Here is a 25,508-nt window from a genome sequence, read left to right on the forward strand (position 1 = left end):
GGGACCCTCGGGGGCGGTGTCCCTGCCCGGACGGGCACCGGCGATGCTGGTGGCATGCGTGACGACGACGGCTCCGGCGCCCTGTCACTGCGGTTGCCGTTCCGCGCGCCGCTCTGCGCGGAGGGCCTGTTCGGGCACCTGGCCGCGACCGCCGTACCCGGGGTGGAGGAGTGGCGGGACGGCGCCTACCGCCGCACCCTGCGGCTCCCGCACGGGCACGGCATCGTCGCGCTGCGGCCGATGAGCGGGCACGTCGGCTGCCTGCTGAACCTCACCGACCCCCGCGACCTGCCCACCGCGATCGGCCTGTGCCGCGACCTGCTCGACCTGGACGCCGACCCCGCCACCGTGGACGGCCACCTCGGGGAGGACCCGGCACTGGCCCCCCTCGTGGCCGGCGCCCCCGGGCGCCGGGTGCCCCGCACGGTCGACCCGGCGGAACTGGCGGTACGCGCGGTGCTCGGCCAGCAGGTCTCCACCGCCGCCGCCCGCACGCACGCCGCCCGGCTGGTCGCCGCCCACGGCGAACCGATCTCGGACGACGCCGGAGGCCTCACCCATCTCTTCCCCACACCGGCGGCGCTGTCCTCGCTGGACCCCGCCGCCCTCGCCCTTCCCCGGGCCCGCCGCGCCACGCTCGTCGGGCTGATCTCCGCCCTGGCCTCCGGCGAGCTCGACCTCGGCCCCGGCTGCGACCGCCACCGGGCCCGCGCGCGGCTCTGCGCGCTCCCGGGATTCGGGCCGTGGACCGTCGAGACCATCGCGATGCGCGCCCTCGGCGATCCGGACGCCTTCCTCCCCACCGACCTGGGGGTCCGCGCCGCCGCCCATCGGGCGGGCCTTCCCGTCACCCCGGCCGCGCTCACCGGCCGCGCCGCCGCCTGGCGGCCCTGGCGCTCGTACGCCGTCCAGTACCTGTGGGGCAGCGGCGACCACGCCGTCAACCGGCTGCCCGCCCGCTGACCCCTGCCCCTGACCCCTGACCGCGGCGGACCCGGCGGACCTGACCGGGCCGGACGGATCCGACGCACCCGGTGAGCCCGGCGGACCGGCCGCGGGTTCTCGCGGCCCTTTTCCCGCCCGCCGGTGTGCGCCTCGGAGAGTGTCACCACCCACATGAACGGCGGGCCGGCCGGGGGGTGATCCCGGACGGCCCGCCGTCGCCTCTCCGCCGACGTCTCCTCGCCGGAGCCACGGACCTCCACTCGCGACCGGGGCCGCCGATGTCCGTTCCCGGCCGGAGACCGCGGACGTCTACTTGTCGTCGGAGTCCGACGGCGTCTGTGACAGCGCGCTGGCCGCGGCCGACTTCTCCTTCTTGGTCGAGCCGGAGTCGTTCAGCGTCTTCGCGGCGGCCGACGCCGCCTCGGAACCGGTCTCCCCCTGGCTCTGCGGAGCCTGCGACAGCGCGCTGGCCGCGGCCGACTTCTCCTTCTTCGTCGAGTCGGAGTCGTTCAGCGTCTCGGCGGCGGCCGACGCCGCCTGGGAACCGGTCTGTCCAGAGTTGCTTGACACGTTCTCACCTTTCCTCGAAGCGTGTTCGTACCGCGGCGGCGGTGGTGTCACGCGGGCTCCCGCACCCGCGTGACCTCATTGCCCGCGTCACGGCGGACGCCCGGCCCAAGGCCCGGCGCCCGTCGTCCCGGTCGGCGGTACGACGGCCTCGGGCCGACTACCCCGGTCGGCGGCCCGCAATCGAAAACCCGCAAGGCAAGGCACATCCGACATATCCAGTCGATCAGCCTCATGCCGGCCGGGACACGACCGCTCCAGGGGGTGCGTGCCCGAGTCGCATCGATGGGGGCGAGCAGGTCTCGCGCACCTGCTCGCCCGTTCGTCCCGTTCGGGATCAGCTGCAGCCGCTGGTGGAGCCGCAGCCCTCGCAGACGTAGCAGCTTCCGGCGGGGCGCATCGTGGTGCCGCAGGTCATGCAGAGCGGCGCGTCGGCGGTGCGGCCCTCGTGCGACTCCAGGGAGCCGCCCCGGCGCGGGGTCTCCACGGGCACCGCCTCGGTCTCGGGACGGACCTGCGGCTCCTCGATCGGGGCCGACGTGGCGAGCTCGGCGATGACCGCCTCGGTCTGGATCGGCGCCGGGTCCTCACCGCGCTGCTGGGCGGCGCGCTCGGAGGCGGAGAAGATGCCGAGCGCGGCGCGGTCGTCGTAGGGCAGGTGGTCCAGGGCCAGGCGGCGGAAGATGTAGTCCATCACCGAGGCCGCGATGCGCACGTCCGGGTCGTCGGTCATGCCGGCCGGGTCGAAGCGCATGTTGACGAACTTGCCCACGTACGTCTCCAGCGGCACCCCGTACTGCAGGCCGATGGAGATCGCCACCGAGAAGGCGTCCATGACGCCGGCGAGGGTCGAGCCCTGCTTGGACATCTTCAGGAAGACCTCGCCGAGGCCGTCGTCGGGGTAGGAGGAGGCGGTCATGTACCCCTTGGCCCCGCCCACGGTGAAGCGGGTGGTGGTGCTGGGGCGCTGGTTCGGCATCCGGCGGCGGGTCGGCCGGCTGATCTCCACGACCTTGATCTCCGGCTCGGCCGCGACGGCCGCCTTCTCCTCGGCCTTCCTGTCCTCGGTCTTGCGGCCCGAGGCCGACAGCGGCTGGCCGACCTTGCAGTTGTCGCGGTAGACCGCCAGGGCCTTGAGGCCGAGCTTCCAGCCCTGCATGTAGACCTGCTCGATGTCCTCGATCGTCGCGGTCTCGGGCAGGTTGACGGTCTTGGAGATGGCGCCGGACAGGAACGGCTGGGCCGCGGCCATCATCCGGACGTGGCCCATGGGGGCGATCGCGCGCTCGCCCATGGCGCAGTCGAACACCTCGTAGTGCTCGCGGCGCAGGCCTGGGGCGTCGACCACGTGGCCGTGCTCGGCGATGTACTCGACGATCGCCTCGACCTGCTCCTCCTGGTAGCCGAGCTGCCGGAGGGCGCGCGGGATCGTCTGGTTGACGATCTGCATGGAGCCGCCGCCGACGAGCTTCTTGAACTTGACCAGGGCCAGGTCGGGCTCGATGCCGGTGGTGTCGCAGTCCATCATCAGGCCGATGGTGCCGGTGGGGGCGAGCAGCGAGGCCTGCGCGTTGCGGTAACCGTTGCGCTCACCGAGCCTGAGGCACTCGGCCCACTGCCGGGAGGCCTCGCGGTGGATGGAACCGTCCATCTCCTCGAAGGTGCGCAGCGCGTCGTTGGCCTCGTTGTGCTTGCGCATGACCCGCTTGTGCGCCTCGGCGTTGCGGGCGTAGCCGTCGTACGGGCCCACGGCCGCGGCCAGCTCGGCGCTGCGGCGGTAGGAGGCGCCGGTCATCAGCGAGGTGATGGCCCCGGCCACGGCGCGGCCGCCGTCGGAGTCGTAGGCGTGGCCGGTGGCCATGAGCAGCGCGCCGAGGTTGGCGTAGCCGATGCCGAGCTGGCGGTAGGCCCGGGTGGTCTGGTCGATCTTCTCGGTGGGGAAGTCGGCGAAGGTGATGGAGACGTCCATCGCGGTGATGATCAGCTCGGTGACCTTCACGAAGTTCTCGATGTCGAAGGTGTCGTCGTCCTTCAGGAACTTCAGCAGGTTGATGCTGGCCAGGTTGCACGAGGAGTTGTCCAGGTGCAGGTACTCCGAGCAGGGGTTGCTGGCGGTGATGCGGCCCGTCTCGGGGCTGGTGTGCCAGTCGTTGATCGTGTCGTCGTACTGGACGCCGGGGTCGGCGCACTCCCAGGCGGCCTTGGCCATCTTGCGGAACAGGTCCCGGGCGTCGACGGTCTCGATGACCTCGCCGGTGAGGCGGGCGCGCAGGCCGAACTCCTCGCCCTTCTCCACCGCGCGCATGAACTCGTCGGAGACGCGCACGGAGTTGTTGGCGTTCTGGTACTGGACGGAGACGATGTCCTTGCCGCCCAGGTCCATGTCGAACCCGGCGTCGCGCAGGGCGCGGACCTTGTCCTCCTCGCGGGCCTTGGTCTCGACGAACTCCTCGATGTCGGGGTGGTCGACGTCGAGGACGACCATCTTGGCGGCCCGGCGGGTCGCGCCCCCGGACTTGATGGTGCCCGCGGAGGCGTCCGCGCCGCGCATGAAGGAGACCGGGCCGCTGGCGGTGCCGCCGCTGGAGAGCAGTTCCTTGGAGGAGCGGATCCGGGAGAGGTTCACGCCGGAGCCCGAACCGCCCTTGAAGATCACACCCTCTTCCTTGTACCAGTCGAGGATGGACTCCATCTGGTCGTCGACGGCCAGGATGAAGCAGGCGCTCACCTGCTGGGGCGAGGCGGTGCCGACGTTGAACCAGACCGGCGAGTTGAAGCTGAAGACCTGGTTGACCAGGGCGTGCTTGAGCTCGTGGTCGAAGATCTCGGCGTCCTCGTCGGTGGCGAAGTAGCCGTGCTCGACCGCCGTCCTGGTGTAGACGCCGACCACCCGGTCGACGAGCTGCTTGAGGCTCCACTCGCGCTGCGGGGTGCCGACCGCGCCGCGGAAGTACTTGGTGGTCACGATGTTGGCGGCGTTGACCGACCAGGAACGGGGGAACTCGACGTCGCGCTGCTCGAAGTTGACCGAGCCGTCGCGCCAGTTGGTCATGACGACGTCGCGGCGCTCCCAGGTCAGCTCGTCGTAGGGATGCACGCCCGGGGTGGTGAAGATCCGCTTCATCTTCAGGCCCTTGCGCGGACGCTTACCCCCGCGTGCCACTGTGCCGCTGACGGTCTCCGTCATGACTTTCCCCCTCCTGGGGCTCCGCAGAGCCCGCGAATCGGACCACACCAACGCGCCGTCCCAACCCCCGGCGCCGGGGTCTGTCTCACTTCTGTTCGGCGGAGCGCTCCGCCCGGAGCTGCTCGATCTCGGCCTCGAAGTCGGCCAGGGTCTCGAATCCGCGGTAGACGGAGGCGAATCGCAGGTACGCCACCTCGTCCAGTTCGCGGAGCGGGCCCAGGATGGCCAGCCCGACCTCGTGGGCCGCGATCTCGGCGCACCCGGTGGCCCGGATGCTCTCCTCGACGCGCTGGCCCAGCTGCGCCAGGGCGTCCTCGCCGACGGACCGCCCCTGGCACGCCCGCCGGACCCCGGCGATCACCTTGTCCCTGAAGAACGGTTCGGTCACGCCGCTGCGCTTGCTCACCATGAGCAGTACGGTCTCCTGCGTGGTGAACCTGCGCCCGCACTCCGGGCAGGTGCGCCTGCGGCGGATCGCGCCGCCGTCCTCGGTGGAACGGCTGTCGATGACCCGGGTGTCAGGATGACGACAGAACGGACAGTGCACGTGTGCCGCCTTCCTGACCTGCCGAAGCGGCTCACTCACCTCACCCGCCCCATGACACGCGCGGGAATACGCTCGCGCACACCTCCCGATCAGTCGAGAGGCGGTAATGGAAACACAATCTATGGTGAAGTGTTGAGGTGCAGCCACTAGATGTTGTGGTTCCAACCGTAGAAGTGCGCGACCATGAACGCAAGTTGAAAGGACCTTGCGGCGCGAAGTCGCTGATCAGCCGTTATTCCCCGGCGTGTCGCCGGTCGGCCGGAAGCGCCCCCGCCTCGCGCGTCACTCGCCTCACCCGCGTCCCGGGCGCGCGGTGAGACCGCGCGCCCGGCGGCGCTCCCCCGCGGCAGCGGGCTCCGGAGAAGATCGAGCCCGGCGCCGGACCGGAAGCCGAGCCGAAGGGCCCGCCGGGGCCCGTCGGGGGCCCGTCTACCTGGGCGGCCGCACGGGCCGCCACGGCGTGTCACCGGCGTACGCCGTGATCCGGGAGTGAACCTGCCCTCCGGCGCGCTCGGCGGCCCGCTCGCCCGCCGAGGCCACGTCGATGCGACCGCCGATCCAGAGCATCCCCAGGGCGAACAACACCAGCGCCACCGCCGCCACGATCCTGCCCCGCCGGGTGAGCCGGAGCGGCCGCCGGACCGCCCCGGAGCGGGGGGCGCCCCGCCGGAGAGCGCCGCTTCCGGACGCGCCGGGGCGGGGCCCACCGGACCGAGATCCGCCGGACCGCGAAGAGGCGGGCCGGGAAGAGGCGGGCCGGGGCGGGACGGACGCCGGGGTGCCCGACCGGGACGGGACGGGCCGGGGCGCTCCGGACCGGACCGGGGCGGCCCCCCGAGCCGTCGCCCCGGGGACGCCCGACCGGGAGGCTCCCGGCCGCCGGGCACCCTGCCGGGGAGCGCCCTGCCGGGGAGCACCCTGCCGGGGAGCACCCTGCCGGGGAACGCCCGAACGGGAGACGTCCGAACGGGAGACGTCCGAACGGGAGGAACCGGGCCGGGGGGCCTCCGCCGACCGGGACCCGTCGGCCCGGCCGGCTTCCCGGCGAGCTCCGCCGCGGCCCGGCTCGCGCACCGGCCCCGCCTCCCGGCCGGGCCGCGCCCTTCGCGCCGGCCCGGCGTCCCGGCCCGGCCCGATCTTCGGGGCCGGGCCGATCCCCGGGACCGGCCCCGCCTCCCGGCCGGGATCCGGCTCCGGCCTCGGCGGCGGCACGAGCCGCAGGCGCGGGGCACCCGGGGCACCCGGGGCACCCGGGGACCGCCGAGCCGTCCGGGGTTGTGGCGCGGACGTGGATCGCGGTGTCGTCGTGGTCGGTTTCATGGTGACCCCCATCCCCTCGACCTGGCCGAACACGTGTCGAAGAAAGATCGGCGAATCGAACACGATGTCGATCGAACTCCCGTACGATGTTGTACACCACGGCGTGGCCGATATCGAGGACATTCGAACAATTGTTTGAGTATGATCTTGGGTCGAGATATGGTCGCTGTGAGCGACGTGTTCGACACAGATCGGGAGGCGAGGAGTTCGTATGAGCCAGCACGACGAGAACGGTTCGGCCGTCAGCGACCTGGCGGTGCGAAGGCGTGACTCCCTTGGCCTCACCCCCAGGCAGCGGAAGATCCTCGAGGTGATCCGTGACTCCGTGCAGCAGCGCGGCTACCCGCCGTCCATGCGGGAGATCGGTGAGGCCGTGCAGCTCACCAGCACCTCCAGCGTGTCGCACCAGTTGACGGCTTTGCAGCGCAAGGGCTATCTGCGTCGTGACCCGCACCGTCCCCGTGCCCTGGAGGTTCGCCTTCCCGGTGAGCCCGTGCTCTGGGTGGACCCCGACTCCGACCAGGACGAGACGCCGGTCAGCCGCCCGACCGCCGCGTACGTTCCGCTCGTCGGCCGCATCGCCGCCGGTGGCCCGATCCTCGCCGAGGAGAGCATCGAGGACGTCTTCGCCCTGCCCAAGCAGCTCGTCGGCGAGGGCACGCTCTTCCTGCTCCAGGTGACCGGTGACTCGATGATCGAGGCGGCCATCGCCAACGGCGACTGGGTGGTCGTGCGTCAGCAGCCCGTGGCCGACAACGGTGACGTGGTCGCGGCGATGATCGACGGAGAGGCCACCGTCAAGACCTTCAAGCGCAGGGACGGCCATGTCTGGCTGGTCCCGCACAACCCCAACTACGACCCGATCCCCGGTGACGAGGCCACCGTGCTGGGCAAGGTTGTGGCGGTTCTGCGCAAGCTCTGAACCACGCTCCTCCCGTGTCCAAGCTCCTCCCGTGTCCACGCGCGACACGCCGGGCGAGCGATCGTCCGGCGTCGGCACGAGCGCGTCCCCGGGCGTGAACATGGACGCAGGCATGGACGCAGGCATGGACGCGGACCCGAGCACGAACGCCGGCACGGACACGAGGGCGAACGCGGACGCGGACGCGCCGACGGAGTACGACACGCCGTGGAGAAGACCACGCGCCGATGGGCGGCATCCCCGGGGATGCCGCCCATCGGCGTTGTCCGGCCTCTCGGCCGGTCCCATCGGGTCCGGCGGCGCGCACCCCCCGGGACAGGGCGCCCCCCGGGGACGGAGACACGCGGCCCTGAGCCGGGACACGTGGCCCTGAGGCCGGGACACGTCGCGTCGAGGCCGAGACACGCCCCGCCGGGGGCGCGGTCTCGGCCGTGACCGGCGCGCACACCCGACGTGGGCGCGCCGTCCCGCTTCGGGGACGTCCCGCCTCAGGGGACGATGTTGACCAGCTTGGGCGCGCGGACGATGACCTTGCGCGGCGTGCCCGACAGGAACGCCCTGATCTTCTCCGAGTTCAGGGCCAGCTCCTCCAGGTCGGTCTCGGAGATCCCCGGGGAGACCTCCAGTCTGTCGCGCACCTTGCCCGCGACCTGGACGACACAGGTGACGGAGTCCTGGACCAGCAGCGCCGGGTCGGCCACCGGCCAGCCCGCCAGCGCGACCGAGCCGGTGTGCCCCAGCCGCTCCCAGCCCTCCTCGGCCGCGTACGGCGCGACCAGCGAGAGCATGACCGCCAGGGCCTCGGCCGCCTCCCTGACGGCCGGGTCGGCGGCGCCGGGCCCGGAGTCGATGGCCCTGCGGGCCGCGCTGGTCAGTTCCATCATGCGCGCCACCGCGACGTTGAAGCGGTGGGACTCGACCAGCCTGGTGACCTCGTCGACGGTGCGGTGGACCGTCCTGCGCAGGTTCACGTCCCCGGCCGTGACGTCGGTGCCGGGGGCGGACGCCGCACCCGCCTCGGCCATGACGCGGAACGCGCGGGCCAGGAACTTCTGCGACGCCGCCGCGGAGACGTCGGCCCAGTCGATGTCCTCCTCGGGCGGACCGGCGAACAGGACGGTCAGCCGGACCGCGTCGACACCATAGGCGTCGATCTGCCGGCCCAGGTCGACGCCGTTGCCCAGTGACTTGGACATCGCCTTGCCCTCGTTGATGACCTGCCCCTGGTTCAGCAGGCGGGTGAACGGCTCGACGAAGTCGACCATGCCCATGTCGTGCAGGACCTTGGTGAAGAACCTGGAGTACAGCAGGTGCAGCACGGCGTGCTCCACGCCGCCGACGTACTGGTCGACCGGGCCCCACCTGCGCACGCCCTCGACGTCGAACGGGCCGTCCTCGTAGGACGGGTTGACGTAGCGCAGGAAGTACCACGAGGAGTCGACGAAGGTGTCCATCGTGTCGGTGTCGCGCTTGGCCGCGCCCCCGCACTTGGGGCAGGAGACGTTGACCCAGTCCTCCGCCGAGGCCAGCGGGGAGACGCCCTTGGGCGCCAGGGCCTCGCCGCGCAGGTCGGGCAGGGTGACCGGCAGCTGGTCGTCGGGGACGGGGACCTCACCGCAGTCACCGCAGTGGATGATCGGGATCGGACAGCCCCAGAAGCGCTGACGGGACAGCAGCCAGTCACGCAGCCGGAAGTTGACCGTCGACCGGCCGGTGCCGCGCTCGCCCAGCACCTCGATGATCTTCCGGATCGCGTCGGCCTTGGCCAGGCCGTCCAGCGGGCCGGAGTTGACCATGGCGCCGTCACCGGCGGTGGCCAGGCCGGTCTCGCCCGGGTCGGCCAGGCCGGTGTGCACGACCACCCGTACCGGCAGGTCGAAGGCGCGGGCGAAGTCCAGGTCACGCTGGTCGTGCGCGGGCACGGCCATGATGGCGCCGTGGCCGTAGTCGGACAGCACGTAGTCGGCCGCCCAGACCGGCATGCGCTCGCCGCTGACCGGGTTGATCGCGTACCGGCCCAGGAAGACGCCGGTCTTCTCCTTGTCGGTGGACAGCCGGTCGATGTCCGACAGCTTCGACACGGCGGCCCGGTACGCCTCGAAGGCCTCGCGCCGCTCGTCGGTGACGATCTCCTCGGCCAGCGCCGCGTCCGGGGCGACCACGAAGAAGGTCGCCCCGTACAGGGTGTCGGGGCGGGTCGTGTAGACGGTGACCGGCTCGTCCCGGCCCTCGATCACGAAGTCGACGTCGGCGCCCTCGGAGCGGCCGATCCAGTTGCGCTGCATGGCCAGCACGCGCTCGGGCCAGTTGCCCTCCAGCTGGGCCATGTCGTCCAGCAGCCGGTCGGCGTAGTCAGTGATCTTGAAGTACCACTGGGTCAGCTCGCGGCGGACGACCTCGGCCCCGCAACGCTCGCACCTGCCGTCCTTGACCTGCTCGTTGGCCAGCACGGTCTGGTCCTTGGGACACCAGTTGACCAGGCCGCCCTTGCGGTAGGCCAGGCCGCGCTCGAAGAAGCGGATGAACAGCCACTGCGTCCACCTGTAGTACGTCTCGTCGCTGGTGTGCAGGCGGCTCGACCAGTCGAAGGAGATCGCGTAGCGCCGGTAGGAGCCGGCCTGCGTCTCGATGTTGGCGTAGGTCCACTCCGTCGGGTGCGCGTTGTTCTTGATCGCGGCGTTCTCGGCGGGCAGGCCGAAGGAGTCCCAGCCGACGGGATGCAGCACGTTGTAACCACGCTGGACCCAGTAGCGGGAGACGACGTCGCCGATGGCGAACGCCTCGGCGTGTCCCATGTGCAGGTCGCCGGAGGGGTAGGAGAACATGTCGAGCATGTAGCGCCGTTCACGCGGGTCGGCGGGGTCGTCGGAGGACCGGAAGGGGTCCAGCTCCTCCCACCGTCGCTGCCACTTGACCTGCAGGGCCTGCGGGTCGTAGTGCTGATCGTCGCTGTGCATGTCGGCTCGTTCGTTCACGTCAATCTTCCCTTGGGGTGTGTCCGCGTGGATGGCCCGACCCGTCCGGCCCAATACAAAAACCCTCCGCTCACGCGGAGGGCAGCCGCATCGGCAGGGCGCTCAGGGACGGGAAAGCCGATGCGGCCCGATAAGCAGGGTCGCGGCACGCATAGACCAAGACTATCGCAGCCCGCAAGGCATATTCGTGGCCCGATGAAAACCGGTCCGATGGCGTCGGGGAGCGGGCGGCGGTCCGTGCCGACCGGCGGGACAGGGGTTTCCGCCCTGTCGCGGGCCGGACGGGACCTGATGGCCGTGCGCCTGTTGTGACCTCCTATGTCTCCCCCGTTTACTCTTTCAACCGTGGCATATTCAGTAGAGCCGGGGGGCCCGGACCCGTTGGAGGTCGGCCTGCCCATGCAGGATCCTCCGACCGATCCCACCGGGCTCCAGTTCAGGGGGGCGTTCTCCGGTTTCCCTGCGAGCCCCCCCGTCTCACGTGAGACCATGCCCAATACGCCTAATTCGGGCACCCGCGCGGGAGGTAAGGAAAGCATGGCCTCGGAGCAGTCCAGCCAGTCCCACCTGCCTCCGGCATGGCCGGAGACAGCCGAGCCGGCGCCCCCGTGGGCGCAGGAGTCCCTCGGCACCGGGCCTCGGCTGCCTCGCCCGCAGGACGACCCGCGAGATGGTGACGGCTCCTGGCAGACCTCCCCCGGCGACGCGCCGGGCGGAGACGGCGGACGCCCCCCGGCCCCGCAGGGCGCCGGTCAGGCGCACGGCCCGAGGTACGACGGATGGGAGCAGGCCCGGCAGGACGGCGGTCCGGCACGGCCCGCCGCGCAGGACGCCGCACGGCAGGCCCCCGGCTCGCCGGGCGAGAGCTGGGCGGACGCCTTCAGCCCGCAGAGCGACCGCCTGCCGCAGGCGGCGGACTCCTCGGGGGGCTGGGGACAGACCTCCGGTCCTTCCGGCGGCCGGCCAGGGGATGCGGCGGCCCCGTGGGACGGCCGGGGGCACGCCGCCGGCCCGCAGGGCGGCGTGTCGTATCCGGCCTCCTCCGGAGGCGGTGACGCGTACCCGGCCTCTTCCGGCAGCGGCGAGTTCTACCCGACCTCTCCCGGCACCTCACCCGGCGACGGCCGGCCGCACCCCACCCCCCGCGAGGACGGCCCGTCGCAGGGGCCGGGCTCCTGGCCGTCGGACCCGCTCGGATCGGACCCGCTCGGATCAGGCCCGCTCGGAACCCCCCCGGCGTCGGATCCGCGGCCGTCGCCCCCTCACGGACCGCCCCCTCACGGGTCGACCCCCCGGGCATCGGACCCGTTCGGGCCGGGCGGCCCGGGACAGGGACCGCGACCCGACGGCGAGGACCGTCACCTCTCCTCGCCGAACAACGCCTGGCCGCCCGCCGTCTCCACGCAGGGCGGCTCCCCCGCCTACGCTCCCGCCCCGACCGACCCGCGGGGCCAGAACCTCCCCGGTTCCACCCCCGCGGGCCACGCCCTCCCGGGTGACAACGCGTGGGCACAGGCCACCGCACCCGACGGTCCGGGCTGGGCGCACGCCTCCGGCCCGCGGTACGACGACCCGTCACGCGATCCCGGCTCCCGGCACGGCGCCCCGCAGCACGGCGCTCCCCAGCACGGCGGTCCCCAGCACGGCGGTCCCCGATCGAGTGGCCCGCAGCACGACGCCTCGCAGCACGGTGGTCCCCACTCCGGTGGTCCGCAGCACGGCGGCTGGACGCAGACGCCGGACACCGGCAGGGCGCAGGCGCCGGACGCCGGCTGGACGCAGACGCCGGACACCGGCGGGGCTCCGGGGCGACAGGCGCCCGGTGGCGCGGGTGAGACCTGGCAGGCCGCCGCGGCCCCGCGTGACGCCTCCGGCGGGGCCGGATCGCGGCCGGCGGAGAACAGCGGATGGCCGCCCCCCGTCGAAGGCGCCTCCTGGCCTCCGGCGCCACCGGCGGGCGGAGAAGTCTGGCCTCCCGTCCCCTCCGTGGAGAATCCCGGTCCCGCGGAGGCGCAGACCTCCACGTTCGCGCTCTCCTGGACCGATCCCCCGGCCGGGGGATCGGCCCCTCCCGCGCGCGGTGACGCTCCCCTCGGTGACGTGAACCGCCCCCGGTTCGAGGAGAACAGTGCCCGCACGGGTGCCGGTACGGGTACGGGTGCCGGGAACACGCGACGTAGCTACGGGGTGCCGGACAACCCGGCCATGTGGGCCATGGCCGCCGCGAACGCGGCGGCCGCCACCAGCACGTCCTCTCCCGCCGAGGCTCCCGCCTTCCCGGGGAGCGGCCCTTTCCAGCCGGGTCAGCCAGGCCACCCGGGGCAGCCCGGTCAGCAGGTCCGACCCGATCGGCCCGGTCAGCCGGGATGGCCCGGTCAGCCCGGCCAGGCGGCTCATCCGGGCCAGACGAGTCAGCCAGGCCAGCCCGTTCAGGCGGGTCAGGCGGGTCACCATCTGAGCCGTGACCCCTCCGACCCGAACAGGCCGTTCGTCACCGCGGGCCAGATCAGCGGCCCCAAGACGCCCCCGCCGGCGCGTCAGCAGGAGTTGTGGAACACGGTCTTCGGTGAGAACTACCAGGCCATCGAGGACGCGGAGGAGAGCGAGGGCCAGGGCAGGCCGGTCTGGATGTTCGCGTTGGCCGGCTCCGTGGCCCTCGCCCTGATCGGCGCGTTGCTCTGGGCCTTCCTGGCCGGGCCGCTCTCCTCGGGCGAGGAGAACGTCACCGCCGAGCCCAACCCCTCGGCGTCCACCACCAAGAAGGCCAAGCCCGCGGCGATCGGACGCCTGCCGCGCTTCCCCGGCACGCCCTCGCCGGTCGAGGGCAGGATCACCGACCAGCCCGCGGGGATCACGCTGGCCAAGCTCGGCGCTCCGTGGCGGCAGGACCAGCGGCCGAGCGTGCCGACCGCCTACGGCTTCACGACCCGCCAGTACCTCCCGGCGGGCACGGACTCCACCGGCAAGGCCCAGTTCGCGCAGGTCATGTCGGGTCCGCTCTCACAGCGTCTGAAGAGCAGGTACACCTCGCCGGACAAGCTCTCGCCGGTGCTCAACGCGGTCGCGTCCATCGGCCGCAAGAGGTTCTTCCCCGAGGACAACACCGCCCGCAAGACCGCCCAGCAGACCCTGAAGGTGAACGGCATGTCCGGTCAGCTCTCGGCGTACGAGATCACCTCCGGTGACTCGAAGACGACGATGGTCGTGGCGGCCGTGAACACCGGCGCGGACCTGCCCGCGATCGTCTACATGTCGGTTCCGGACAGCAAGAAGGAACTGCTTCCCGACGTCAACGCCGTCTTCAAGTCGATCCGCCCCGTAGGACAGTGACGACCCCGGCGGCCCGCGAGGCCGCCGGGGTTCGCCGGACGTGAGGTGGAGGGGTCCGCGGCAGACGGATCCGTTCCGGGGAACGCATCCGGCCGGGAGACCCGGCCGATTCGGGGACGGGCCCGGTCAGAGGAACGGGCCCGCTCGGGGACGGGCCCGCTCGGGGGACGGGCCCGCTCGGGGGACGGGCCCGGTCAGGGGAGAAGGCCGGCCGTGCGGGCCCGGGGGCTCAGAAGGTGCACTCCATGTGCTTGATGCCGTTGATGAAGCTGGAGCGGAGCCGGTCGGGCTCGCCGACCGAGCCGATCTGGGGCAGGCGGGTGAACAGCTCGCGGAACATCACGGTGATCTCCCGCCGGGCCAGGTGCGCGCCCAGGCAGAAGTGCGGGCCAGGCCCTCCGAAGCCGACGTGCGGGCCCTCGGTGCGGCGGATGTCGAAGCGGTGAGGGTCGGTGAAGACCTCCTCGTCGCGGTTGGCGGCCCAGTAGTAGAGCAGCACCTTCTCGCCCTCGCGGTAGAGGTGGCCGTTCATCTCGTGGTCCCGGGTGAGGCTCCGGCGCATCCAGGCCACCGGCGAGGCGAGACGGACGATCTCCTCCACGGCCCCCGGCAGGTTCCCGTCGAGGTCCTCCAGCAGCAGGGCGCGCTGGTCGGGGTTCTCGGTGAACAGGTGCAGGCCGTGGGAGATGGCGTTGCGGGTGGTCTCGTTGCCCGCCACCACCAGCAGGATGAAGAACGACCCGAGCTCCTGCATCGTCAGCTTCTCGCCGTCGATGTTGGCGCTGGTCAGGGCCGTGGTGAGATTGTCGCCGCCCTCGGCGGCCAGCGCGATGACCAGCTCGCGGAGCCGCTCGCCGGCGCCGAGGAGGAGCTCGGCCGCGCGGCTGACGTCGGCGATGAACTCCGGGTCGCCGCCCGACAGGATGATGCTGGTGGCGTCGAAGACGGCCTGGTAGTGCTCGGGGCCGATGCCCATCATGTCGCAGATGATCTTCAGGGGCAGCTTGGCGGCCACCTCGGTGACGAAGTCGCAGCCCGGGCCGGTGGCGATCAGCTCGTCCACGGTCCGCGCGGCCGTGGCCTCGACGTCGGCCTCGAACTGCTTGATCATCTTCGGGGTGAACGCCCGGGAGACGATCCGGCGGAGCCTGGCGTGCCGGGGGTCGTCCATGTTGATCATCGAGCCGAAGTACTCGCTGAAGTCGGGACCGAGGTCCTGGATGGACGTCGCCCCGCGCTCCGAGGAGAAGACGTCGGGGTTGCGGCTGGCCTCGACGATGTCGGCGTGCCGCACCAGGGCGTAGTAGCCGGGGCCTCGCGGGGCGAAGGGGATCTCGGGCTCGGCGAACAGGATCGGTCCCGGCTGGGCGCGGAGCACCGCGAAGGCGGCTTCCCGATCGGCCATCGGACGCTCCCAGAAGGCGATGTCCGACAGGTCGATGTCCGCGAGTGAAACCGTCACGCCAGCCTCCACTAGAACCACGTTCTGTTCAACGGATCCTGCCACAGTATCCTCGGCTCAGCCAGTCCAGGACGAGGTCGTTGACCTCCCGGGGCCGTTCCAGGTGCAGGAAGTGCCCGGCCTCGGCGACGTGTTCCACCCTGGAGCCCGGCGGGAGGAAGGCCGCCGCCCGCTCGGTGAGGCCGATCCCCAGCGCGCCGTCGCGCACCCCGTGCAGGTAGAGGATCGGCACCCGCCCCCCGGTCGCGGCCTGCTCGGCGGCGTAACGGCCGGTGGGCGGCACGGAGCCGAGCATCACCCGGTAGTAGCCGATCGCCGCGGCGAGGTTCGCCGGGTCGCCCAGGCTGCGCCGCACCAGGGCGACGTCCTCGGTCGCGTCGTACCCGGGCGACCAGTCGCGCCACAGTCCCTCGACGAACCCGTCCCGCGACGCGGCGGCCTCGGCCGCCCACGTCTGGAAGAGGAAGATGTAGAACGACCGCTTGAGCTGCTCGTAGTCGAGGAAGACCTCCGACATCGACCCCGCGGGCGGCACCGCCATGGCGACCGCCTTCCGCCAGCGTTCGGGGGCGGAGGCGGTGGCGCCGTAGACGGGGAAGGCGCCCCAGTCGTGCCCGATGAGCACGGCGTCGCCGTCCCCGCCGAGCGCCTCGTGCAGCGCGCAGGCGTCGGCGATCAGCGCGCCGCCCTCGTAGGCGCCGTCGGCGGGGATCGCGGTGGGCGCGTAGCCGCGCATGAACGGCGCGACGGCCCGGTAGCCGCGCCCGGCGAGCTCGGGCAGCAGGTGCCGCCAGGTGTGGGCGGTGTCGGGGAATCCGTGCAGGCAGAGCGCGAGCGGTCCCTCGCCCTCCGCCAGGTAGGTGAACTCGACGCCGTTGGCGGTGACGGTGCTGGTCTCCATGGAACGAAACCTAGCATCCGCTTGGTAAGGCACACGTGCCCCCGCGCCGTTGACGGCGTCGGGCATCCGACGGAGGTCCGGAGAAGATCCGGCGAGGCCCGGAGGAGGTCCGGCGAGGTCCGGAGAAGGTCCGACGGACGGGACCGCTCAGGCAGGACCGGTGCGGGCGGCGATGAGGTCGGCCGCCTTCTCGGCGATCATGACGGTGGGCGCGTGGGTGTGTCCCCGGTTGATGAACGGCATCACCGACGCGTCCACCACCCGCAGGCCGGCGATCCCCCGGACCCGCAGGCGGGGGTCCACCACCGAGCCGGGGTCCTCCCCCATCCGGCAGGTGCCCACCGGGTGGTAGAGGGTCTCGCTCCGCTCGCGGATCCAGCGGGTCAGCTCCTCCTCGGTCCTGGCACCCCAGTACGGAGCCATCGGCGGCCCGGCGAGCGGCCGGAGCGCCTCGGTGGCGAACAGCTCCCCGGCCCTGCGCAGCCCTGCCACCTGGCGCCGCAGGTCCGCCTCGGCCGTCAGGTAGCGAGGGTCGATCACGACGTCGCGACCGTCCAGCGAGACACGGCCCCGGCTCTCGGGCCGGAGCAGGATCGAGGCGATGGTCAGGCCGTGACCGGGGGGCGGGGTGAGGCCGTGGTCGATGAAGGGGCCCGGGGCGAAGATCAGCTCGATGTCGGGGGCGGGCTCGGCGGGCGAGGTACGGATGAACGCCACGGCCTCGCCGACGTTGGAGGTGAGCATGCCCCGCCGGCCCACCAGGAAGCGGAGCAGGTTGGCGGTCGTCTCGGCGCCGGCGAGCGTGATCGGCTCGGGGCAGTGCAGGAAGACGCCCGAGGCGAGGTGGTCCTGAAGGCCGGCGCCGACCTCCGGCAGCTCGTGGACCGGCTCGACGCCCGCCGCCAGCAGCTCGTCGGCGGGGCCGACGCCGGAGAGCATGAGCAGATGCGGGGAGCCGATCGCCCCGGCCGAGAGCAGCACCTCCCGGCGCGCCCGCACCACCGTGACGGCACCGTCCCCCCCGCCGGTGCCCGCGCCGCCCGCGCGGCGTCCGCCCCGGCGCCCGCCCGCGACTCCGCCCCGGACCCCGCCGCGGCCCCCACCACGCCGGCCGTCGCCCGGACCGCCGGTGTACTCCACGCCGGTGGCGCGGCCGCCCTCGACGAGCACCCGGCGCACGTGCGAGGAGGTCAGCACGGTGAGGTTGGGTCGTCCGGCCGCAGGCCCGAGATAGGCGTCGGCCGAGCTGCACCGGCGGCCCCGGTGCTGGGTGACCGGCGTCGGCGAGCACCCCTCGTTGGAGGGCCCGTTGAGCTCGTCCAGCCGGCCGATGCCCACCTCCTCGCAGGCGCGCAGGAAGAGTGCGGTGGCGGGGTTCGGGGAGCGCAGCTCCGAGACGTGGATCGGGCCTTCGGTGCCGTACACGCCGCCGTGGTTGGAGCCCGAGCGCCGCTCGGCCCTGCGGAAGTACGGCAGGACCTCCTCGTATGACCAACCAGGCACGCCCCACCCGTCGTAGTCGGCGCGGTGCCCGCGGACCCACATCTGCGCGTTCATCGAGGAGGAGCCGCCGAGCATCCGGCCGCGCGGCCAGTACAGCTCCCGGCCCGACAGCCCGCCCTGCCGGGCGGTGGTGAAGTTCCAGTCGTGCTCGGTCTTGAACAGCCGGGCGAACCCGGCCGGCATCCGCACCTGGAGCATCCGGTCGGACCCGCCCGCCTCGATCAGGGCGACCGTCGTGCCGGGGTCCTCGGACAGGCGGGCGGCCAGCACGCACCCCGCCGATCCCGCGCCCACGATGACGTAGTCGTACTCCGCGCTCACTGACCCCTCCTCGCACAGACGGTCAGCTCGCCTCCCCGTGAGCGGGCTCCTACCTGCTTACTCCCTCCCGGTTTGCCCGTCAATTTGTGACCCTCATTACCTACCGGTCAGTATCTTCGACTGCGAGGATGAGCGGGTAAGAGCTGCTCGGAGGAGGACGCACCATGCTCAACCTGTCGATCGCGCTGGAGGACAGCGCCAGGGAGAACCCGGACCGCACCGCACTGGTCTTCGGCGATCTGAGGCTGCCGTACTCCTTTGTCAACACGATCGCGAACCAGGTTGCCAACCTGCTGGTCTCGCGCGGCATCGGCCGCGGCGACAAGGTCGCGCTGGCCTGCCCCAACCTGCCCTACTTCCCGTTCGTCTACTACGGGATCCTCAAGGCCGGCGCCACGGTCGTGCCGCTCAACGTGCTGCTGCAGACCAGGGAGATCACCTACCACCTGGAGGACTCCCAGGCCAAGGCGCTGTTCTGCTTCGAGGGCACGCCCGAGCTGCCGCTGGGCGAGCGGGGACGGGCGGGCTTCGAGGCGTCCTCGGCCGAGCACCTCTTCGTGCTGCCCGCCACCGCCCTGGCCACCGAGTCCGAGTACGGGGAGACGATCTGGGCGGCGCTGGACGGCGTCTCCGGCGAGTTCGAGACCGTGGCGACCGCGCCCGACGACACCGCGGTGATCCTGTACACCAGCGGCACCACGGGCCAGCCCAAGGGCGCCGAGCTCAGCCACCAGAACATGCTGCTCAACGCCATGGTCTCGGACGAGATGTTCCCCCGCACCGAGGGCGGTGACGCCTACCTGGCGGTGCTGCCGCTCTTCCACTCCTTCGGGCAGACCGTCATCATGAACGCCGGATTCCGGCGGCGGGGCACCATCGTGCTGATGCCGCGCTTCGAGCCGGGCCCGGCCCTGGAGCTGATGCGGACGGAGAACGTCACGCTGTTCGCGGGCGTGCCGACCATGTACTGGGCCATGCTGACGAAGATCCACGCGGACGGGGACGAGGTGCCCACCTCGCTGAGGATCGCGGTGGCCGGAGGCGCCTCCTCCCCGGTCGAGGTGCTGCGGGACTTCGAGGAGACCTTCGGGGTCGGCATCTACGAGGGCTACGGCCTGTCGGAGACCTCCCCGGTGGCCAGCTTCAACCAGGTGGGCAAGCCCAGCAAGCCCGGTACGGTCGGCACGCCGATCTGGGGCGTGGAGATGCGGCTGATCGACGACGACTGGAAGACGATCGAGGGCGAGGGGCCCGGCGAGATCGCGATCCGCGGCCACAACGTGATGAAGGGCTACCACAACCGTCCCGAGGCGACCGCCGAGGTCATGCGGGACGGCTGGTTCCGCACCGGCGACATCGCCACCCGCGACGCCGACGGCTACTACTCCATCATCGACCGCGCCAAGGACATGATCATCCGGGGTGGCTTCAACGTCTACCCGCGCGAGCTCGAGGAGGTGCTCATCACCCACCCGGAGGTCTCGCTCGCGGCGGTGGTCGGCGTCGCCCACGACTCGCACGGCGAGGAGGTCAAGGCGTACGTCATCCGCACCCCCGGCGCGACGGTCACCGAGGACGAGCTCATCGCCTGGGCCAGGGAGAACATGGCGGCGTACAAGTACCCGCGGATCGTCGAGTTCCGTGACGCGCTGCCGATGACCGCCACGGGCAAGATCCTCAAGCGCGAGCTGCGCTGACGGCGGTCCTCCTCCGCTCAGGCCCGGACGCCGGAGCGGAGGAGCGCCGGGACCCCCGAACACCGGAGCCCCGGGAGCGCCGGTGCCCGAGCGCCGAAGCCCCGGGAGCGCCGGAACCCCCGGGGCCCCGGGCGTCCGGCGCCGGCGCGTCCGCCCGGGGCGGGCCGCGTGCCCCGGGCGGACGGCCCCCGGAGGGTCAGGGCCAGTCGCGTGAGGGGCGGAGCGGGACGCGCGCCGAGCCCTGGGCGTCCAGCTTCACCGCGAGGATCTGGTGGAGCTGGACCTTGTTGCGCTCGAAACCGACCACGCAGGCCGCCATGTAGAGCCGCCAGACCCGCGCCGTGGCCTCGCCGACCTCCCTGACCGCCTCGTCCCAGTGCTCGTCGAGGTTGGCGCACCAGTGGCGCAGCGTCTGCGCGTAGTGCTCGCGCAGGTTCTCCTCGTGGCGGATCTCGAAGCCGGTGTCCTCGATCTGGCGGGCCAGGTAGCCGACCGACTCCAGCTCCCCGTCGGGGAAGACGTAGCGGTTGATGAACCCGCCCGCGTTGAAGGTCCTCTCCGTGCCCGTCGGCCGGGTGATGCAGTGGTTGAGCAGCCGCCCGCCGGGGAGCAGCTTGTCGTACAGGAAGCGGAAGTAGAAGGGGAGCTGGTCCTTGCCGATGTGCTCGGTCAGGCCGATCGAGCTGACCACGTCGAAACCCGTCTCCGGCACGTCGCGGTAGTCCATGTGGCGGACCTCGGCGAGCTCGCCGAGCCCGGCCTCGGCGATGGCCTTCTGGCCCCACTCGGCCTGCTGGCGCGAGAGCGTGACGCCCAGCGCCTTCACCCCGTACTCGCGGGCGGCGTGGACGACCATGCCGCCCCAGCCGCAGCCGACGTCCAGCAGCCTCATGCCGGGCTTGAGGTCGAGCTTGCGGGCGATGAGCTCGAACTTGGTGAGCTGCGCCTCCTCCAGCGTGGCGTCCGGCTCGGGGAAGACCGCGCAGGTGTAGGCCATGGACGGGCCGAGCACCCAGGAGTAGAACCTGTTGGAGACGTCGTAGTGGTGGTGGATCGCCTCGGCGTCGCGGCGCTTGGCGTGCCTGCTGCCCATCCGGGCGAGCACGCTGCTGCGCACCTCCTGCGGGGGAGGCGGCATCCGCGTGAGCAGCGGGCGCACGCCGAGCGCCCGGATGGCGGCGAGTTTCTCCTTGGCCGGGATGTCGTTGACGGTGAGCGCCCACATCCGCGACAACAGCGTGTACATGTCGCCGTGGACGTCGAGGTGACCGGAGACGTAGGCCCTGGCCAGGCCCAGCTCTCCGGGTGCCTGCGCCAGATAGGCGACGGCCGCCGGGGTCTTCACCTCGACGGTGATGTCGGCCCCGTCCGGCCCGGCCTTGCTTCCGTCGTAGGCGATGAAGCGTACGTCCGCCTCCGGGCCCATGACCTTTTCGAAGATCTCTGCGAGCAACACAGAATCAACCTCTCCTAACGCCCCCGAACACACTTGTCGTAGAGATCGAGCAACCGGCCACCCGCGTCGTATGCCCGCTTGAGCGGCCAGTAGGCGGTTCCGTTATAGAGCCGCCAGAACTCATCTTCCGAATAGAACGAGGTGGAGTACAGCGATTTATGCCCCTCCAGCTCGTGGACCCGGTTCTCGATGAGGCGGTTGTGGTAGCCGTCGAACTGCCCCCGGGGCAGCGGGACCGTTCCCCAGAAGCCGAAGTTGACGTACAACCGCCCGGCGTCCAGCGGGTAGAGCGGCCACTCGCCGGTGGAGCGCAGCGGGCACATCCAGACCGGCGTCATCCCGATCCTGTCGTGGAAGAACTCCAGGAACTCGGCGCCGCGCTCGACGGGCACCTCGATGTCCTGGATGACCGACTCCTGCACGGGCAGGCCGCGCCAGCGGTCCACCCGGGCGATCACACCGTACTTGCGCTCGAGGCCGACGAGCCTGCGGTAGACGTCCGAGCGCATCCACTTGCGCGGCATCAGCGAGCGCACCAGCGCGCTCTGCACGCCGAAGGCGCGCGAGCACCAGAACCAGTCGGTGTCCCAGCGCCAGAGGTAGTCGCGGACGGTCAGCCAGTCGCGGGTCCTGCTCTGGATCGACCGGTAGTAGATGCGCATCCCGGTGTAGTCGGACAGGTACGGTGCCCGCTCGGCGAAGCGTCCCACGGTCACGTACAGCTCGCCGGGGCCGAAGAACGTGCCGTCCACGAAGTCGACGGGCTCGCCCTCGTACTCGCCGCTCTCGCAGATGTCGCGCATCGCGAGCATGCACTTGTCGGGGTCGCCGAACGGGATGTGGGTCAGCCTGACGTAGGGCCGGACGGGCTTGAGCTTGATCCGGACGCGGAGCGCGTAGCCGAGCGTGCCGTAGGAGTTGGGGAAGGCCCGGAACAGGTCGCGGTGCTCGTTGTCGTCGCGGGCCACCACGATCCGGCCGTCGCCGGTGAGGATCTCCAGCTCCTCCACGGACTCGTGCGGCAGCCCGTCCCTGAAGCTGGTGGACTCGATGCCGAGCCCGGTCACCGCCCCGCCCAGCGTGATCGTCTTCAGCTGCGGCACCACGTACGGCATGAGCCCGTGGGCGAGCGTGGCGTCCACCAGGTGCTCGTAGGTGGTCATCCCCTGGACCTCGGCGGTCATCGTCACCGGATCGACCTCGATGACCTGGTCCAGGTCCCTGGCCGAGAGCTTCGCCGACCGGGCGCCGTCCCTGAAGCGGAACAGGTTCGTGGTGGCCTTGGAGAGCCGAGGCACCGCGTCGTCCGGGATGGCGGCGTAGGACTCCCTGATCTGCTCCACCGCTTGCCGGTGCGCCGACATCGCCGTCATCCGTCGCACGGTGATCACCCCCACTGACCGTCGTTGGAAAGATCGCCCCTAGGCACGTTATATCTCGGATCTCTCCGGAGCCAGGCGGGGCGCGTTAAACGCGAGAAAACTCTACGAGAGCGCCGACCGGGACCTGCGGCCGACCACCGGGTCGACCCCGTTCACCACGTTGCTCACCGGGCGGCCGTCGAGCGCCGCCTCCAGGTTGTCCAGCACGCACCGGATCAGGCGGCCGGTGGACTGCGGGGTGACCCCGGCCACGTGCGGGGAGAGCAGCACCCGGGGGCTGCTCCGCAGCGGGTCGCCGGGCGGCAGCGGCTCGGTGTCGAACACGTCGAGCGCGGCGCCGCCCAGGTGCCCCGACTCCAGCGCCGCCAGGAGGGCCGCCGAGTTCACCACCTGCCCGCGCGCCGCGTTGACCAGCAGCGAACCGGCGGGCATCGCCGAGGGGTCGATCATCCCCCTGGTCTCCTCGGTGAGCGGGACGACCACGACGAGCACCCGGGAGGACGCCACCAGCTCGCCGATCTCCCGGTAGGCGTAGGGCACCTCGCGCGGCGTACGGGTCCAGTAGGAGACCTCGCACCCGTGGGCGGCGAACATCCGCGCGGCCGCCTCGCCGATCGGGCCGAAGCCGACGATGCCGACGGCCGAGCCGTACAGCTCGGCGGGCCCGAGGTCCAGTTGCGGCCAGCGGCCGGCGCGGACCGCGGCGTCGGCCTCGGGCAGCCGCCGCGACAGCGCGAGCGCGGCCGCGAAGCACCACTCGGCCACCCCGATCGCGCTCACCCCTGCGGTGTTGGCCAGCGGCACGCCGGCCGCGGCGAGCGCGGCGAGGTCGTGGCCGTCCACGCCGACGGAGGGCTGCTGCACGAACGCCAGGTCCGGCGCGGCCCGGACGGCCTCGGCGTCCAGGGTGAGCCCTCCGCTCCAGTCGCCGACCACGATCTCGGCCGGGCCGAGGGCCGCCAGCAGCGCCTCGCGGTCGCGGGCGGCCGGGACCGAGACCTCGATCCGGTCGCCCAGCGATCCGAGCAGGTTGCGCACCGCCGCCTCGGGGAGGGGCGGCAGCGCGAGCACCTTCCAGGTCATGTCACTCGCCTCCGCGGGGGTGGAAACCGGCGAACACCCGGTTCATCAGGGGACGCTGAGCATCCCACTCCCCGTCGTGGACGGTCCAGGCCAGCACCATGACGGTGTCGCCGACCTCGATGAACCGCCGCAGCTCGTGGTAGGTCACGCCGGGCGCGGCCCAGGGGATCCCGCCGTTGTCCTTCGCGGTCCAGGTGAACTCCCACTCCAGCCCGGCGCCGTAGGCCGACGGGACCTTTCGCACGTCCTCGGAGTGGATCTCGCTCTGCAGGACGGCGCTCTCCCTGACGATCCGCTGGAGCGCCTCCAGGCCGTCGAAGGACTGCTCCAGCGGCTCCACGGCCAGGTGGGCGCGCCCGTCGCGGCGGAGCCACTGGGTGTAGCCCGTCTCGGCGGCCCAGTCGCCCCTCCAGCCCGCCGGGTAGGTGATGGACCAGTTCTCCGGGGGGCGGGCACGCCAGGTCCGCAGCGCCTGGCCCGGGGCGGCCGTCCTGGTCGCGGTCGGCGTGGGGGTCGGGGTGGGCGTGGGCGTGGGGGTCGGGGTGGGGGAGGGGGTCTCCTTCACCGGCTCGGGCGCCGTGGTCGCGGTGGCGAGACCGGAGCGCGCCACGGTCCGCTGGTCGGGCTGGGACATCGCGACGGCGGCCACCGCGCCGCCGGCCGCCAGCACCAGCACGGAGGCCACGATCAGCGGGACCCGTCCGCCGCGCCGCCGGCGGCGCCGGCCGGCCCCCTGGGGGTCCCCGCCCTCGCCTCCGTCCCGCGCGCCCGCCCGGCGGGACGTGCCCGTGGTGCGGTGGACCGTGCTCTCCCCGGTACGGCGTGAGGCGGCCTGCCGGCTCTGCCGGTCCTGCCGGTCCTGCTGGATCGTGTTCTCGCCGGTGCGGCGGATCGCGGCCGACGGGTCGCTGAGCACCTCCGCCAGCAGCGCGTCGGCCTGATGCGCGCTCAGCCGGTGCGCGGGCTCGCGCTGGAGCATGCCGGTGAGCACCGCGCGCATCTCCGGCGGGACCCTGGTGAAGTCGGGCTCCTCGCTGATGAGCGCGCCGAGCGTGGCGATGGCGTCGCGGCGCTCGAAGGGGGCCTGGCCGACCAGGGCCGCGTACAGGGTGGCGCCGAGCGCCCACAGGTCCGACCAGGGGCCCGCGTCGGCGCCGGTGGCGCGTTCGGGCGGCAGGAAGCTCGGTGAGCCCGTCACCATGCCGGTCTGGGTCAGCGAGGTGTCGCCCTCGATCGTGGCGATGCCGAAGTCGGACAGGACGGCGCGGCCGTCGGGCTCCAGCAGGATGTTGCTGGGCTTGACGTCGCGGTGCAGGATCCCGGCCTCGTGGGCCGCGCGCAGGGCCGAGAGCACCTGGCGGCCGATGTCGGCGACCACGTCCACCGGCAGCCGTCCGACCTCGTCGAGCCCGCGGGCCCTGACCAGCTCCATGATGATCCAGGGGCGGCCGTCCTGCTCGGCCACGTCGTAGATCGCCACGATGCCGCGGTGGTTGAGCCGCGCCGCGGTCCTGGCCTCGCGGGAGGTGCGGGTGAGCTGGAGACGGTGCTCGGCCGGGGAGAGATGGGGCGGGAGCAGGACCTCCTTGACGGCCACGGCACGGTTGAGGAGGGTGTCGTGGCCTTCCCACACGACCCCCATCCCGCCCCTGCCGAGCTCTCGCAGCAATCGATAGCGCCCAGCGACCACCCGTTCACTGTGCGGATACGTCATCGCAAAACCCCTAGGTCCCGTTCGGAGAGGGCGCAAGTTTCCCATACGCGCGCGGGCGCCACGCGACTCCTGGCGATGTGTCTTGCCACGGAAAGCCGAATGTTGTTCTACTTGGGCGGGATGGGTCGCCGAGTTATCTACCAAGCGTTTGCTTGTGCGAGCCGTGCCGGACTAGAGTCGATGTCGCAGCCGAGGA

The 25,508-nt window shown here is 72.1% G+C and carries 17 protein-coding genes; 4 read left to right on the plus strand and 13 right to left on the minus strand.

The genetic code is table 11. The features are described from left to right. Positions 1-54: 54 nt before the first annotated feature. Entirely contained in the window at positions 55-963 is a 909-nt protein-coding gene (locus AB0G16_RS28845) for an AlkA N-terminal domain-containing protein (RefSeq protein ID WP_362811658.1), read from the plus strand. 291 nt (positions 964-1,254) lie between these two features. Here the strand turns inward: AB0G16_RS28845 and AB0G16_RS28850 are convergent, their stop codons facing one another. The 4 genes from AB0G16_RS28850 to AB0G16_RS28865 form a co-directional block, all read right to left on the minus strand. Beyond that, positions 1,255-1,515, minus strand: a complete 261-nt coding sequence (locus AB0G16_RS28850; RefSeq protein ID WP_362811661.1) for a hypothetical protein — start codon at positions 1,513-1,515, stop codon at positions 1,255-1,257. A 334-nt stretch (positions 1,516-1,849) separates the two neighbouring features. Continuing rightward, positions 1,850-4,699: a vitamin B12-dependent ribonucleotide reductase gene (locus AB0G16_RS28855; RefSeq protein ID WP_362811664.1), complete on the minus strand. Its 2,850-nt coding sequence runs from the start codon at positions 4,697-4,699 to the stop codon at positions 1,850-1,852. Positions 4,700-4,784: 85 nt separating this feature from the next. Continuing rightward, positions 4,785-5,246: a transcriptional regulator NrdR gene (gene nrdR / locus AB0G16_RS28860; protein WP_362811726.1), complete on the minus strand. Its 462-nt coding sequence runs from the start codon at positions 5,244-5,246 to the stop codon at positions 4,785-4,787. Positions 5,247-5,675: 429 nt separating this feature from the next. Continuing rightward, positions 5,676-5,840, minus strand: coding sequence for a hypothetical protein (locus AB0G16_RS28865; protein WP_362811667.1), 165 nt, complete (start codon positions 5,838-5,840; stop codon positions 5,676-5,678). 937 nt (positions 5,841-6,777) lie between these two features. Here AB0G16_RS28865 and lexA point away from each other — a divergent pair. After that, positions 6,778-7,488, plus strand: coding sequence for a transcriptional repressor LexA (gene lexA / locus AB0G16_RS28870; protein WP_362811670.1), 711 nt, complete (start codon positions 6,778-6,780; stop codon positions 7,486-7,488). A gap of 488 nt (positions 7,489-7,976) precedes the next feature. Here the strand turns inward: lexA and leuS are convergent, their stop codons facing one another. Next, positions 7,977-10,445, minus strand: a complete 2,469-nt coding sequence (gene leuS, locus AB0G16_RS28875; RefSeq protein WP_362811729.1) for a leucine--tRNA ligase — start codon at positions 10,443-10,445, stop codon at positions 7,977-7,979. A gap of 1,593 nt (positions 10,446-12,038) precedes the next feature. Then, positions 12,039-12,182, minus strand: a complete 144-nt coding sequence (locus AB0G16_RS28880) for a hypothetical protein (RefSeq protein WP_362811673.1) — start codon at positions 12,180-12,182, stop codon at positions 12,039-12,041. Between the two features lie 267 nt (positions 12,183-12,449). Here AB0G16_RS28880 and AB0G16_RS28885 point away from each other — a divergent pair, with 267 nt between their 5' ends. Continuing rightward, positions 12,450-13,793, plus strand: coding sequence for a hypothetical protein (locus tag AB0G16_RS28885; RefSeq protein WP_362811676.1), 1,344 nt, complete (start codon positions 12,450-12,452; stop codon positions 13,791-13,793). Between the two features lie 229 nt (positions 13,794-14,022). Here AB0G16_RS28885 and AB0G16_RS28890 read toward each other — a convergent pair whose 3' ends face one another. The 3 genes from AB0G16_RS28890 to AB0G16_RS28900 all read right to left on the minus strand — a co-directional run bounded on the left by AB0G16_RS28890 (position 14,023) and on the right by AB0G16_RS28900 (position 17,980). After that, positions 14,023-15,198, minus strand: a complete 1,176-nt coding sequence (locus tag AB0G16_RS28890; protein WP_362811731.1) for a cytochrome P450 — start codon at positions 15,196-15,198, stop codon at positions 14,023-14,025. A gap of 85 nt (positions 15,199-15,283) precedes the next feature. After that, complete coding sequence (locus AB0G16_RS28895; protein ID WP_362811679.1) at positions 15,284-16,156, minus strand: alpha/beta hydrolase; 873 nt, start codon at positions 16,154-16,156, stop codon at positions 15,284-15,286. Positions 16,157-16,303: 147 nt separating this feature from the next. Then, a complete protein-coding gene (locus AB0G16_RS28900) occupies positions 16,304-17,980 on the minus strand; it encodes a GMC family oxidoreductase N-terminal domain-containing protein (protein WP_362811682.1) in 1,677 nt (558 codons plus the stop codon). Positions 17,981-18,144: 164 nt separating this feature from the next. Here AB0G16_RS28900 and AB0G16_RS28905 point away from each other — a divergent pair, with 164 nt between their 5' ends. Next, positions 18,145-19,677, plus strand: a complete 1,533-nt coding sequence (locus tag AB0G16_RS28905; RefSeq protein WP_362811685.1) for a long-chain fatty acid--CoA ligase — start codon at positions 18,145-18,147, stop codon at positions 19,675-19,677. A 196-nt stretch (positions 19,678-19,873) separates the two neighbouring features. Here AB0G16_RS28905 and AB0G16_RS28910 read toward each other — a convergent pair whose 3' ends face one another. From AB0G16_RS28910 to AB0G16_RS28925, 4 genes are all read right to left on the minus strand, one after another. Next, a complete protein-coding gene (locus tag AB0G16_RS28910) occupies positions 19,874-21,133 on the minus strand; it encodes a class I SAM-dependent methyltransferase (RefSeq protein ID WP_362811688.1) in 1,260 nt (419 codons plus the stop codon). Between the two features lie 14 nt (positions 21,134-21,147). Then, the gene (locus AB0G16_RS28915; RefSeq protein WP_362811691.1) at positions 21,148-22,506 is read right to left on the minus strand and encodes an FAD-binding oxidoreductase; all 1,359 of its coding nucleotides are present in this window, start codon (positions 22,504-22,506) and stop codon (positions 21,148-21,150) included. A 111-nt stretch (positions 22,507-22,617) separates the two neighbouring features. Further along, on the minus strand, positions 22,618-23,598 hold the full coding sequence (locus AB0G16_RS28920; protein WP_362811694.1) for an NAD(P)-dependent oxidoreductase: 981 nt from the start codon (positions 23,596-23,598) through the stop codon (positions 22,618-22,620). Between the two features lies 1 nt (position 23,599). Then, positions 23,600-25,312, minus strand: a complete 1,713-nt coding sequence (locus AB0G16_RS28925) for a serine/threonine-protein kinase (protein WP_362811697.1) — start codon at positions 25,310-25,312, stop codon at positions 23,600-23,602. Positions 25,313-25,508: the final 196 nt, after the last annotated feature.

Source organism: Streptosporangium sp. NPDC023615 (assembly GCF_040640155.1).
GTDB lineage: Bacteria > Actinomycetota > Actinomycetes > Streptosporangiales > Streptosporangiaceae > Streptosporangium.

Coding starts and splice junctions, on each gene's coding strand:
- AB0G16_RS28855 (WP_362811664.1), bottom strand. CDS start 4,699: ATGACGGAGACCGTCAGCGGCACAGTGGCACGCGGGGGTAAGCGTCCG.
- AB0G16_RS28890 (WP_362811731.1), bottom strand. CDS start 15,198: ATGGCCGATCGGGAAGCCGCCTTCGCGGTGCTCCGCGCCCAGCCGGGA.
- AB0G16_RS28845 (WP_362811658.1), top strand. CDS start 55: ATGCGTGACGACGACGGCTCCGGCGCCCTGTCACTGCGGTTGCCGTTC.
- AB0G16_RS28895 (WP_362811679.1), bottom strand. CDS start 16,156: ATGGAGACCAGCACCGTCACCGCCAACGGCGTCGAGTTCACCTACCTG.
- leuS (WP_362811729.1), bottom strand. CDS start 10,445: ATGCACAGCGACGATCAGCACTACGACCCGCAGGCCCTGCAGGTCAAG.
- AB0G16_RS28920 (WP_362811694.1), bottom strand. CDS start 23,598: ATGACCTGGAAGGTGCTCGCGCTGCCGCCCCTCCCCGAGGCGGCGGTG.
- AB0G16_RS28905 (WP_362811685.1), top strand. CDS start 18,145: ATGCTCAACCTGTCGATCGCGCTGGAGGACAGCGCCAGGGAGAACCCG.
- AB0G16_RS28925 (WP_362811697.1), bottom strand. CDS start 25,312: ATGACGTATCCGCACAGTGAACGGGTGGTCGCTGGGCGCTATCGATTG.
- AB0G16_RS28915 (WP_362811691.1), bottom strand. CDS start 22,506: ATGACGGCGATGTCGGCGCACCGGCAAGCGGTGGAGCAGATCAGGGAG.
- lexA (WP_362811670.1), top strand. CDS start 6,778: ATGAGCCAGCACGACGAGAACGGTTCGGCCGTCAGCGACCTGGCGGTG.